This window comes from Gluconobacter kondonii (assembly GCF_002723995.1).
Classification (GTDB): Bacteria; Pseudomonadota; Alphaproteobacteria; order Acetobacterales; family Acetobacteraceae; genus Gluconobacter; species Gluconobacter kondonii.
The window spans coordinates 222,402-235,127 of sequence record NZ_BEWP01000003.1; the positions used below are offsets into that span (position 1 = coordinate 222,402).

General features: G+C 62.1%; 10 protein-coding genes. 3 read left to right on the forward strand and 7 right to left on the reverse strand.

Annotated features, from left to right (window positions below; genetic code table 11):
• Nucleotides 1-23: 23 nt before the first annotated feature.
• A complete protein-coding gene (gene mutL / locus GKO01_RS05100) occupies nucleotides 24-1,877 on the forward strand; it encodes a DNA mismatch repair endonuclease MutL (RefSeq protein WP_099286054.1) in 1,854 nt (617 codons plus the stop codon).
• Nucleotides 1,878-1,958: 81 nt separating this feature from the next.
• Nucleotides 1,959-3,701 carry a D-lactate dehydrogenase gene (dld, locus tag GKO01_RS05105; RefSeq protein ID WP_099286055.1) on the forward strand — a complete coding sequence of 581 codons (1,743 nt, stop codon included), beginning with the start codon at nucleotides 1,959-1,961 and terminating at the stop codon, nucleotides 3,699-3,701.
• 31 nt (nucleotides 3,702-3,732) lie between these two features.
• Here dld and GKO01_RS05110 read toward each other — a convergent pair whose 3' ends face one another.
• The 5 genes from GKO01_RS05110 to GKO01_RS05130 form a co-directional block, all read right to left on the reverse strand.
• A complete protein-coding gene (locus tag GKO01_RS05110) occupies nucleotides 3,733-5,871 on the reverse strand; it encodes a TonB-dependent receptor (RefSeq protein ID WP_099286125.1) in 2,139 nt (712 codons plus the stop codon).
• 115 nt (nucleotides 5,872-5,986) lie between these two features.
• Entirely contained in the window at nucleotides 5,987-6,445 is a 459-nt protein-coding gene (locus tag GKO01_RS05115) for a DUF2946 family protein (protein ID WP_301272620.1), read from the reverse strand.
• Nucleotides 6,446-6,526: 81 nt separating this feature from the next.
• A complete protein-coding gene (locus GKO01_RS05120) occupies nucleotides 6,527-7,417 on the reverse strand; it encodes an EamA family transporter (protein WP_099286056.1) in 891 nt (296 codons plus the stop codon).
• A 2-nt stretch (nucleotides 7,418-7,419) separates the two neighbouring features.
• Nucleotides 7,420-9,435 carry a DNA topoisomerase IV subunit B gene (gene parE / locus GKO01_RS05125; RefSeq protein ID WP_099286057.1) on the reverse strand — a complete coding sequence of 672 codons (2,016 nt, stop codon included), beginning with the start codon at nucleotides 9,433-9,435 and terminating at the stop codon, nucleotides 7,420-7,422.
• An 80-nt stretch (nucleotides 9,436-9,515) separates the two neighbouring features.
• Nucleotides 9,516-10,076: a hypothetical protein gene (locus GKO01_RS05130; RefSeq protein ID WP_099286058.1), complete on the reverse strand. Its 561-nt coding sequence runs from the start codon at nucleotides 10,074-10,076 to the stop codon at nucleotides 9,516-9,518.
• Nucleotides 10,077-10,292: 216 nt separating this feature from the next.
• Between GKO01_RS05130 and GKO01_RS05135 the strand changes: the two genes are divergently transcribed.
• On the forward strand, nucleotides 10,293-10,934 hold the full coding sequence (locus GKO01_RS05135; RefSeq protein WP_244901335.1) for an Ig-like domain-containing protein: 642 nt from the start codon (nucleotides 10,293-10,295) through the stop codon (nucleotides 10,932-10,934).
• 133 nt (nucleotides 10,935-11,067) lie between these two features.
• Here GKO01_RS05135 and GKO01_RS05140 read toward each other — a convergent pair whose 3' ends face one another.
• Nucleotides 11,068-12,216, reverse strand: coding sequence for an OmpA family protein (locus tag GKO01_RS05140; RefSeq protein ID WP_099286059.1), 1,149 nt, complete (start codon nucleotides 12,214-12,216; stop codon nucleotides 11,068-11,070).
• A gap of 155 nt (nucleotides 12,217-12,371) precedes the next feature.
• Complete coding sequence (locus GKO01_RS05145; protein WP_099286060.1) at nucleotides 12,372-12,713, reverse strand: DUF1491 family protein; 342 nt, start codon at nucleotides 12,711-12,713, stop codon at nucleotides 12,372-12,374.
• Nucleotides 12,714-12,726 lie beyond the last annotated feature (13 nt).

Here is a 12,726-nt window from a genome sequence, read left to right on the forward strand (position 1 = left end):
TGCCCGGACGATGAGGAGGCATCGTGACCGAGGCCCCGTCCTTTCCCCACCCCCCAAGCCGTCCCACAATCCGTCGTCTGTCCGGCCACGTCATTGACCTGATCGCGGCGGGCGAGGTCATCGAACGTCCTGCCGCCGCGCTGAAGGAACTGGTCGAAAACGCTATCGATGCTGGTGCAACCCGCATTGTGGTCGCACTGCGCGCTGGTGGGACGGACCGGATCGACGTCACGGATAATGGCTGCGGCATGAGCCCGGTCGAACTGGAACTGGCGGTCGAGCGGCATTGCACCTCCAAACTTCAGGACGATCATCTCGTCCAGATCCGGACGCTCGGGTTCCGGGGAGAGGCGCTGCCCTCCATCGGCGCCAGCGCGCGGCTCTCCATCACGTCCCGCACGCCCGATGCCGACACCGCCTGGTGCATCCGCGTGGATGGCGGCGTCATCACCCCGCCACAGCCTGCTTCCGGCCCGGTCGGCACGCGCATCGTTGTGACAGACCTGTTCTTCGCCACCCCGGCGCGACGCAAGTTTCTTAAGAGCGCGCGCGTCGAGAGCGGTCATGCCGAGTCCGTCATGCGGCGGCTGGCCCTGTCCGCGCCCCATTGCGCCATGCGTGTCCTGCTGGACGACAAGGTCCTGTTCGACCTGCCCGAACAGAGTCCGATCAGTCGTGCGGCCTCCATTCTCGACACCACGCCTGATACGCTGATCCCGCTGGATGAGCAGCGCGGGGCCGTGCGCCTGTCGGGGTTCGCCTGTGGTCCGGCCCGTACCCGCGCCACCGGATCGGGGCAGTTCATTCTGGTCAACAACCGCCCGGTGACGGACCCGATGCTCCGGACCGCCATTCGCGTGGCCTATCGTCCTGTCATTGAGCGCGGGCGCTTCCCGGTCATGGCGCTGCATCTTAAAGTGCCGCTGGAACGGCTGGACGTGAACGTCCATCCCGCCAAGACGGAACTGCGTTTCGCCGATGAAGCCGAAATCCGCTCCCTCGTCATCGGCGGTCTGGGCAGGGCGCTCGGGCATGGCTCGAAGGGCGGAGGCGGCATTCATGCGAGTTTCGCCCCGCGCTCTTCCATCGTCTATCCGCCTCGTCCGCCCGAACCGCGCGAGACGGTGACGTCGCTCCCGTTACAGACCACTCAGCCCACGGCCTCAGCGCCCCAAACCCCGCAAGCCGCCTCCCGTCAGGGCTTCGCGGAAACGGACCCGGCTTTCGCTCCCGCCGCCCGCGCCCCTCAGCAGCCCGAGGCGCTCGATCCGGCATTTCCGCTCGGCGCGTCCATTGCGCAGGTTTTCGACACCTATATCCTCGCGCTTGCACCCGATGGCGACCTGATCCTCGTGGACCAGCATGCGGCCCATGAGCGCCTGACCCATGAGCGTCTGCGCGAACAATATGCGAGCGGCGGCACCCTGCGCGCCCAGGCACTGCTCCTGCCCGAAGTGGTGGACCTGCCCCGCCGTGAGGCTGAGGCTCTCATGGCGCGGGCGGAGGATCTCGCCAAACTCGGGATCGACCTTGAGTCCTTCGGTACCGGCAGTGTTCTGCTGCGCTCGGTTCCAGCCCTTTTGGGCGCGAAGGACATTCAGGGTCTCCTGAAGGACGTTGCCGACGAACTGGCTGGCGATCCGGATCTGGACGCCGCTAATACGGGAAGTTTCGCGCATCATCTGGACGCCATTCTCGCTCGGATGGCCTGTCATGGCAGTATTCGTGCAGGTCGTCGGCTAAAGCCCGAAGAAATGGATGCTCTGCTGCGAGAGATGGAACGGACACCGCGGGCTAATACCTGCTCGCATGGACGGCCGACATGGCTCCGATTGACACGACGGGAACTTGAACGTCTCTTTGGGCGCGTAAAATAACACGCAGGGTTGAAGAGTGGTTTCTTGCAGCCCCATGTTAGGACCAGCGGCGATCACGTTGCCGGCAGGAAAGACAAGAGAATGTCAGCGTCACTACAAGGCAGTTCCGAGGCCAGCTCAGAAGTCAGCGATGCCTCGCTCATCCACTCTCTCCGCGCCATTCTCGGAGCGCGGCATGTCCTGACGACACCTTCGGCGACCTATCGCTTCCGCAAGGGGTTCCGTTTCGGCATGGGGGACGTGGTGGCGGTGCTTCAGCCGGGCAGTCTTGTCGAATTGTGGCGTGCCGCGAAGCTCTGCGCTGAGTCCGGCCGGATCATCATCATGCAGGCCGCCAATACGGGCCTGACGGGCGGCTCCACTCCTGACGGCAACGACTATGACCGTGGCGTGGTCATCATCAGCACAAACCGTCTGGACGGCATCTACCTGATCGGCGAGGGGCGGCAAGTCGTGTGTCTGCCCGGCTCCACCCTGCACGATCTGGAAGACAAGCTTGCCGCCATCGGCCGCGAACCGCATTCCGTGATCGGATCGTCCTGTATCGGCGCATCAGTTCTGGGTGGTGTCAGCAACAATTCCGGCGGTGCGCTGGTCCAGCGCGGCCCCGCCTTCACCGAAATGGCGCTGTTCGGCCAGATGGGCGCGGACGGCAAACTGCATCTCGTCAACCATCTGGGCATCCGTCTGGAGGGCAACCCCGAGGAAATCCTCGCCGCCGTGCAGGCCGGGCAGCTTCCCGAAGCCGCCATCGACTGGAACGCCGGACGCGGTCACGACGAAAATTACGCCACCCATGTCCGGGACGTGGACGCCGACACGCCCGCCCGCTTCAATGCCGATCCCAACCGCTGGTATGAAGCCGCGGGATGTGCGGGCAAGCTGGTCGTGTTCGCCGTGCGTCTGGATACGTTTGAGGCGAACAAAAATCCGGCTGTCTTCTATATCGGGACGAACAGCACGTCCGATCTCGAAGACCTCCGCCGTTACGCCCTGACCCATTTTGACGAACTGCCGATCGCCGGTGAGTATCTGCACCGCGATGCGTTCGATATTGCCGAGAAATACGGCAAGGACACGTTTGCGGTCATCCGTTATTTCGGCACGAAATACCTGCCGAAATTCTTCTCCATGAAGTCCCGCTTCGACGTTTTCGCGCAGAAACTGCCGTTCCTGTCCGATCATTTCAGCGATCTGGCGATGCAGGCCCTCAGCCGCTTCCTGCCCAAACAGCTTCCTAAGCGTATGTGCGAGTACCGTGACCGTTTCGAGCATCACCTGATGCTCAAGGTCTCGGCTCCCATGACCGCGCCTGTTCGGACCTATCTGGAACAGTGGGCCTCAAGCACGGGCGGGGCTTTCTTTGAATGTACGCCCGAAGAAGGCAAGCTTGCCTTCCTGCACCGCTTTGCCGCAGCCGGTGCTGCCGTGCGGTACCGCGCAATCCACACGAAAACCGCCGAAGACATTGTGGCGCTCGATGTCGCCCTGCGCCGCAATGATCGTGAATGGTTTGAGGTCCTGCCGAAGGAGATCGAAGACAAGATCATCGTCAAACTCTATTACGGTCATTTCTTCTGCCATGTGATGCACCAGGATTACGTGATCAAAAAGGGCTACAACGCCATGCAGGTGGAGCACGATATGCTCCCCGGACTGGACGCCCGTGGTGCGCGCTATCCGGCGGAACACAATGTCGGGCATCTCTACAAGGCGCCGGACGAGATGGTCGCCCATTACCGCAGCCTCGATCCGTGCAACTGCTTCAATCCGGGCATTGGTCTTGCGACAAAGACCCGGAACTGGGTTGCCGAGAGCGTCTGATACTCCAGGTTCTGCTGCGGCCCGACTCTCCTTAGAATGCGGCGGTCAGGTTCATGTTGAAAGACCGCCCCATTCCCGGCAACGGCCCCAGAACACCCGTAGCGTCGTAATCCCCCAGTGAGAGGCCGCCTAGCGGCAGGTAATATCGCTGATTCAGCACGTTCGCGAGTTCGGCATTGAGCGTGAAATACCGCCAGCGATAGCTCCCCCCAAGCCCCAGCAGCGCATAGCCGGGCGTGCGGGGTTCGTTGCGCAGCCAGTCCACGGTGTCCTTGGATTTCACGAGCGTCACCTCGACGCGACCTGTCCAGTTCTCATAGGTCTCGTGTAGCCCGATCAGGCCGTTCGCCGGCATCTGGTGATACAGCCCCGAATGCGTGACCAGATCCACACCGCGCACCCAGTTGATGTTCCCGACCAGCTCGCCCCGTCCATAAGCCGTCCTGTCCCACAGACGCACTGAGCCTGAGGCGTTGATGCCATAGCTCTGGGCGTTGTGATTGACGAAACCCAGCATCGACAGTCCGTTCGAGAAGCTGCTCAACCGTCGGACGTTAATGTAATTGTGCGTATAGGTATAAAACGGCTGGATCTTCAGATCCCAGCGCTGGTTCGGATTCGGATCATGCCAGTCCACCGTGACACTGGCCGTATTGGCGACCTCGGGAGACAGGTTCAGGTTTCCCACATAACCGTTGCCATCGCCAAACCAGCCGATCATCCGCGTCGCCATGCTCCCCATGCCCCAGGCATAACGCTCATAGAGGTTTGGCGAGCGCGTCTTGCGGGCATAACCCCCTTCGATGGACAGGCTGTCCAGTGGCTTCCAGCGGCCCGTCGCGGTCACGTCGAAATTGACGTCCGTGCGCCCGCGTGACGCCTGATTGAACTGCTCCGCCGCCATCGCATCGGCCATGGACATCATCCCGGTCCAGGAATAGGGCGCGACCTTGCCCGTATTCATCATCACCAGATCGTTGCGAAATCCAAGCTGCGTGGAAAAGCGGGGCAGCCACTGTGCGTCCCATTCCGCGAAATGTCCCAGCCGGTCCCGATGACCGTTATTGATGTTGTGATAGGTGCCCGGCCCCATCATCATGCTGCCCTGAAGCGGCGGCCACCAGTCGTTCAGTCCGTTATGGTCGAAAGAGCTGCCCAGCTTGAGCGTGTGCTTCAGCCCGAGCGGAATGGTCGCCTTGATCGCATAGGTCGCCGTCCGCGCATCCGTGTTCATCGGCATGCCCGTGGTCGCGCTGTGGCCGCCCTTGTCCGAAAGCATGTCCATGACATGCGTCACCCGCTGCCAGGAGCCGCGCACATCGAGTGTGCCCCAGTTGAAGTCGCCTTTGTACTTGCCGTTCACGAAGGTGGAGCGGTTATTGGTCATGTCCATGTACTGGTTGGGAAATCCCTCATAGGGAATGTCCTGCTGACCGAAGGTCAGGGCCAGAAGATGATTGGCCTTCTTCACGCCCAGCGTCACGGCATGGTTGAAGCTCAGATACTCGGTGGACCGCACGCGCTGCCCGTTCCCACCGGCCTGATAGTCGCTGGCATGGGAATAGGAGGCCGTATAGCGCAGGCTGAACATGTCATTGGCGACCGTCAAAGACCCCGAGGCCCCCGAACCGCCGCCATTGCTGCGATAATCACCCCGTACATGCCCCGTCACGAGGATATTGCCCGTTTTGGCAAAGAGCGGGTCTTTGCGCTCGATCTCGACGGTCCCGCCGATGCTGTCTCCGCCCAGACTCACGGGCGTGATCCCCGCAATTGCCACGGCGCGCGAAACGCTGTCGGGATCGACATAGGACATGGCGGGATTCATATGGTTCGGACAGGCAGCATCAATCCGCATCCCATCCACGAGCGTCGCCACCCGGTCGTCTGCCATACCGTTCAGGACGGGCAGGGCGGAGACGCCGCCTGCGGAATAGGTGCTGTAACCGAGCGCATGGTCCAGAAGATGCGCTGTATCCGCGCTGGTCGTCTGGGGCTGGCGTATGCCGATGACGTTCAACTGCTCGGCTTTGGCAGACTCGACGGAGTCCGGCTGAGAGAGGACATCCTGTGCGGATGCTCCTGAAAAGGCGCTCAGGGTAAAGAAAAGCGCCGTCAGGCACGGGCGCGCATAACCTGCGTCCGTGCGGGTCCTGTAATGGGGAAGCATGATCCACATCCTCGACTGATCTGAAATCCAGTCACGGCGGATCACGCCTCCGCAGGCTGTCCCGAAAAAGACAGACCGCAGGCAGTTCCTTCCTCCGCCATGACCACAATGGGGGTCAGACGAGGCGAGGTGGTCCTCGGGAAGGGGGAAGCAGTCGCCAGATCGCGGGCGGCGCACGCGGCGCACCGGGCGTTTGGCGGATCTGGCGTCCCAGGGTCCCACAGGTCGGCAGCACAGGCAGACTGGCCAGAATGACCGCCAGAAGTTGTAACAGCGGACAGAGCGGGCAGGTGCCGTCATGCGAATGGTGATGATGTTGATGTCCGGCGGCCATGCCGGGCATCGGCCCGGACATGTGTTCCGCCATCACCATGGGGGACGGTGCAATGTCGATGCCCGTCAGGCGCTCGATCGTCGCCCGGGGACTTTCTTCGGGATAGGAACATCCCTGAAGAACGAGCTGCCCCAGAAATCCCAGAAGAACCACGGCGATGACTGCGAGCGCAGGCAAACCGGACCGTCGGTTCGAAGGGGAAAAGAGGCAGGACATGACGCCCGCATCTGGCGCCGACATCCCCTGCCGGTCAAGAGAGCGGAATACGTCCCGACCCTATATTTCTGTCTGTTTTCAGCTGATTATAGGGCCCGCGTTGCGTCAGTGCAGGGACTTCTGCCGTCCGGTCAGCACATTCCCTGCCGAGGCAGCAGCAATACACAATACGCCCATCCAGCGCATTGCGGACAGGGCCTCATGCAGGAACACGAATCCTGACAGAGCGCCCAGCATCGGCTCCATGCTCAGCAGGATCCCCAGATCGCGCGGGCTGAGGGTGCGCATCGCCATCATGTCCAGAATATACGGCACCGCCGAAGAGAGGACCGCTACGCTCAGCGCCGCCCCGCCCTGCCAGGGATGGGTCAGGACCGTCGGAATCGTCGGGATCAGACAGGGCAGTAGCAGGATGGCCGCCGTGCTCATGCCCAGTGTTGTGGCCACAGGCGCGGGGAACATCTTGCCCATCCGGGTGCCGGTCAGAATATAGACAACCCATCCACACCCACTCAGAAGGGCCGCTGCCACACCGAACAGATTGAGCGACGCCAGACCCACTGTCGGTCCTTCGGGGCGCAGCAGCAGGAACAGCCCGGCGACCACAAGCCCCGCCCAGCACAGATCCAGCCAGCGCCGGGAGCCGACCAGCGCCAGCGTCAGGGGGCCGGTGAACTCAAGAGCGACGACCACGCCCAGCGGCAGCCGGACCAGCGCCACGTAAAAGCAGAAATTCATGATCGCGACAGACGCGCCATAAGGCAGCAGCAACTTCAGCCGCTCGACCGTCAGCGTGCCCGGCGTCGGCCGCCAGATGCACAACAGGATGACCGCTGCCAAACAGACGCGCAGTCCCACCATGCCGGTCGGGCCAAACAGCGGAAACAGTCCCTTCGCCAGAGTCGCGCCGATCTGAAAGGAGGAAATTCCCCCGATCAGACATCCGACCGCCTTGAGCTGGCTATTCGATTCCGTGGAGCTGACCTGTGACGACACGCTCAGACGTCGAGTTCGTCAACGGAACGGGCATGCTCCTGAATGAAACGGAACCGCAGTTCCGGCTTGCGGCCCATCAGGCTTTCCACACGCTCGCTGGTTACCAGACGATCCTCGGGCGGGGTGATGACGCGCAGAAGCGTCCGCCGGGCCGGGTCCATGGTGGTTTCCTTGAGATCCTTCACCGGCATTTCGCCCAGCCCCTTGAACCGGGAGACCTCGACCTTCGCATTGGCCTTGAAATCGGTTTTGATCCGTCGGACGCGGTCCTGATCGTTCATGGCATAGACCGTCTTGGGTCCATGCGTGATGCGATAGAGCGGTGGCTGCGCCAGATGCAGATGGCCCTGACGGATCAGTTCCGGCATTTCGCGATAGAAGAACGTCATCAGAAGCGAGGCGATATGCGCCCCGTCCACGTCGGCATCCGTCATGATGATGACGCGCCCATAGCGCAGACGGCTGATATCGAATGACGCTCCAATGCCGCAGCCTAGAGCTTCTGTCAGATCCCGAAGTTCCTGATTGGCCCGCAGTTTGTCGGTCGTGGCGGAGGCCACGTTGAGGATCTTACCTCGCAGCGGCAGCACGGCCTGTGTCTCGCGGTCACGCGCCTGCCGAGCGGAGCCGCCAGCCGATTCGCCCTCCACGAGGAACAGTTCGGTCTCGGCGGCATTTTCGCGCGTGCAGTCTGTCAGCTTGCCCGGAAGGCGCAGCTTGCGTGTGGCGCTTTTGCGGGCCGTGTCCTTGACTTCGCGGCGGCGCAGACGCTCTTCCGCGCGCTCCACCATGAAGGCCAGCAAACTGTCCGCCTGTTGCGGATTACCGCCGAGCCAGTGGTCCACGCGGTCGCGCAGCGCCCCCTCGACCAGCCGTGAGGCCTCCTGCGAGGTCAGTTTATCCTTGGTTTGACCCTGAAACTGCGGATCACGGATGAAGACGGAAAGCTTGGCGGCCACGGACCCGAGAACGTCTTCAGCCGAAATCGCAGCGGCCCGCTTGACCTTGCGCTGATCGCCCCAGGCGCGCAGGCCCTTGACCAGCGCGGCCCGGAATCCAGCTTCATGCGTGCCGCCCTGAGGTGTGGGAATCGTGTTGCAGAACGAGGACAGCGTCGCCGTCCCGCTCTCAAGGAACGCCACGGCCCATTCTACGCGCCCGCCCGTGCGCCCATCGGCTGCAATCGGCAAGTCCACATCTCCCGCCCAGAGCGGTGTCAGCAGATCCGGATCAGGCCCGAGTTCCGCTGAAAGCGCATCTTCCAGCCCGTTGGGGAATTGGATGGTGGCTTCAACCGGCGTCTCGTCGCCCGCTTTGATGAGGGATGCGTCGCATTTCCACTGGATCGTCACTCCCCGGAACAGCGCCGCTTTGGAGCAGCACATCCGATAGAGCCGGGCAGGGGAGAAATGATGGTTGCCGAAGATTTCCGGATCGGGCGTAAAGCGCACGGTTGTGCCGCGCCGGTTGGGCGCGTTGCCGACTTCCGCCAGTGGCGCCAGCGAGACACCGCGCGCGAAATCCTGCCGGTACAGCGTCCTGTCCCGCGCGACCTCGACTTCCAGTTTCTCGGAGAGCGCATTGACGACCGAACTGCCCACGCCATGCAGGCCGCCGGACGTGTCATAGGCCTTGCCCGAGAATTTTCCGCCCGCATGAAGCGTGGTGAAAATCACTTCAAGCGCGGATTTGTCGGGAAATTTCGGATGAGGGTCGGTCGGAATGCCACGGCCGTTGTCGCGCACCATGAGCGTGCGCGGGCCTTCCAGCCGCACGTCGATGGTGGTGGCATGACCTGCCACCGCTTCGTCCATCGCGTTGTCGAGGATTTCGGAGGCGAGATGATGATACGCGGTATCATCCGTTCCGCCGATATACATGCCCGGACGGCGCCGGACGGGCTCAAGCCCTTCCAGCACCTCGATGTCGTGGGCACCATATTCCGTATCGACCGGCCCCTTGCGGGATGTTCCGGCCTTGGGTTTGCCTGTCTTGCCTGACTCGAACAGATCGCTCATGTCTGCGTTGTCGCCGCCCCGCTAAGGAACGTCAAGCAAACGCTTCGAGGCAGGGCGACCGGCGGCTTCAGAACAGGGCCTCAGGCGCGGTTCGTGCGGCGTGTTGCGGCCTTTTTCGTCACGCCCTTGCGGGAGTGGCGGTCCACGGTCGCTGGGGCTTCGCAGCTCTCATAGGAAGCAGGCTGGGCCACGTCCTTGGCTTCGGCGTAATGGGCCAGATCGGCAGAGCTTTCGAGAGCGTTGATCTCGTCGAACATTGCTTCGCGCTGCTGGCAGAACACCGTGCCGGATTTCAGTCCACCGAGCGACTGGATGTCGGCAAGCTGCGTGATGTAGTCGTCATGCTCGACCTGCGCGCGACGGCCATAGGTCGTGCGGAAATAGCTGTTCAGGCGCTCGTCCGCATTCAGCAGCGCAGGGCGGAACTTGTTGACGAAGGCATTGTAGCGGTCCTGCGCCTTGCACGACAGCGCCGTCACCATCAGTTCGGATTTCAGGCCGGCCACATCGAAAGCCTCATGGGCAGGCGAGTTGCCGCAGTCCGCAGCGCGGGCGGACAGGGGATGAACGGCAGCAAGCGTAGCGCAGGAAAGGCCCACAGCAAGCAGGCCCTTGACGGAACGACGGAAGATCGACGGCATTGACAGACTCCACAAGACCGGATCGACCGGCCACAACCACTGGAACAGACTACCCGCGGTCGACCCCCGGCGAAAGCTGATTCTGCGTCTGAGGAACGTGCGGCAAGCCCTTCATCTGAAACATGATTTCATGGCAGAAAAGGGGCGTGGCGGCCTTCAGGGGCAATTTATCGGCCCTGTGGCACAAAATACCGTCAAAATGGCCAGAGCATCCGGATGCAGCCTTTCGCCCCGTGCCGTCCTGCTCTACATGCGAACGTCTGTCTGCTGCGGAAACGCGGCCTGTCCTGTCACGATGCGTTGGAGTTGACCGTGCGTCTGCGAGGTTCTGCCATTACCCTGGGTTCGGCACTGGCCGTGTCCCTGCTTCTCTCCGGCTGTGCCCAGCAGCCGATCGTCCAGCGTTCCGTGGCTCCGAATCCTTTCGGCTACCAGCGGACATCCGCCGTCTGTCACGTCTCTTCCGTCAAGAAGGCTGCCGATGGCACGATGAGCGTGGACATGACGGTCCGCAGCGATGACGGCCTGTGCTCCATCGCCATCCAGCAGCCGCTGGGAGGCAATTATGCGTCCTTCGGCGTCAATCCTCCGCCGTCACACGGTAAGGCCTTCCTCTACAATTATGACGGCAAGACCTATGTCGATTACACGCCCGCTACGGCCTATGCCGGAACGGATTCGTTCACGGCCGAGCTGATCCCAGGGAACGGTCAGAAGCGCGAGCATCTGACGATTCACGCCACGGTCGATGCAACCGGTGTGGTCGTCGCAAAGCCGCCCGCAGTCGTTGCTCCCACACCGACCAAGGCTACGGCCAAGAAGGCTCCCGTCCGTCACACGACGCGCCGCAAGAAATAAGACCCATTCCAGTCATGGACAGGGCGGAGAGGCTTCTCTCCGCCCTTTTTTGTGCCTGACAGACACAAAAAAAACCGGCGGCTCCCCAAAGGAAACCGCCGGTTGACCGGAAAGGAGAGCCTGCTCGCAGGTGTTACTTGAAGTCGATTTCCACGCGCCGGTTCTGCGGCTCGCGTGTATTGGCGGCCGTCACCACCAGCGGATGGCTCTCGCCGAAACCCTGTGTCGCGATCATTCCCGCCGCTACGCCATCCCGCACCAGCTCTTCTTTGACGGCACTCGCACGACGCTGGGACAGCGCCATGTTGTAGGCTTCGCCACGCTGGCCCGGATGCGCTGCCGAACTGTCGGTATAACCGCTGACCTCGATATGCGTGACCTGAACGGACGTGGAGTTGCGCGCTGCTGCCGCGACCACGGCCTTGGCTCGTGCGCTCAGCGTGGCCGAATCCCAATCGAAGAACACCAGATAGGTCCGGGTCGGTGCAGGGCCCGGGATCGGCATTGGCGCTTCAACTGGCTTCGGCGGCGGCGGAGCTGGGTTGAACTCGTAGCGCAGACCCAGCATCAGCGAATGGTTGAAGTCCGTGCGGGTGTCGCGGTTGCCGCTGGATACGCCGAATTCCTTCGTCTTGTCCCAGCCGCCATAGATTCCGGTGGCCGTGGCATGATGTCCGTTCGGCCCCATCAGCGTGTAGAATCGGTATTCCGCCGTGGCCGACAGACCCACGACCCAAGGGACGGGGAAAGACAGGCCGAAAATACCCTGATAGGCAAAGTTTCCGGCCGTGCCGCCGACATGCTGATCAAAGGCGCCGTTCGGGGCATGAACATAGGCGTTCATCGCCTGCCAGCCATAGCCGATACCCGCGCCGAAATACGGGAAGACCCAGGACTTGCCGATATCCATGTCGAACAACGCATTGGCCATGACGCCATAGCCCTGCTGACGTCCGCCGACAGAAGACGGGAATGTGCTGGAGCGGAACTGCTGCAGACGGTTGTTGCGGTAGTTGCCTTCGACCTCCACACGGAATCCGTTTCCGAGGCCATAGCCCAGACTGCCGATTCCGGTCACGCCCGCCTGATAGTGGTCACGCCCGCTCGGGAAGACAGGCGACAGACGGACTGTCTGGTCCTGATTGAAGCTCGCGCCGCTTTCACCTGCAACATACAGTCCTTTGACGGGCTGTGCGGTTGCAGCACCCATGACGAGCATCGAAACGCCTGCAGTGAACCCGGCACGGGTTAGCCAGGTCCTGACAACGGATCGGTGCGTCATGTCCATTTTTCTCCAACCAGCCAAATCTGCCAACCTTACCGTGTGTGTTCTTGCCGAAAGCTCGGACGATGGCAACGCATCACACAGCATAATGCCGCATCATGCAGTTTTCTTTATGGCAGGTTCGCCATGTGCTGTGTCTTCACTCCCACAGTTTACGCCTCTTCGTCCAGATCGAGCCTGCGTGACCCGAGGGTCCGCTCGATGGGCAGCGAGACGTCGCGCATCTCAAGCTCAACGATCCACAGATCGGGATCATACTGTTTCTGCCGTTCCAGATAGGCGTCTACAGTGGCGGCATCCGTAGCATCCACGCGGGTCCAGCCCGATCCGTCCTCCCGCAGAACACCAGTCCCGCCCGAGCGGTCTGTCAGGACGATCAGGACCGCACCGGCATCCTCATCGCCCTTTTTTAGAACCATGGCCGAGGTTCCGTCCGAGGAAATACGGCGCAGGACAGCCCGTACCCACAGTCCTGTTTTCAATCGTGCGCCCATAACCGTTTCCGTT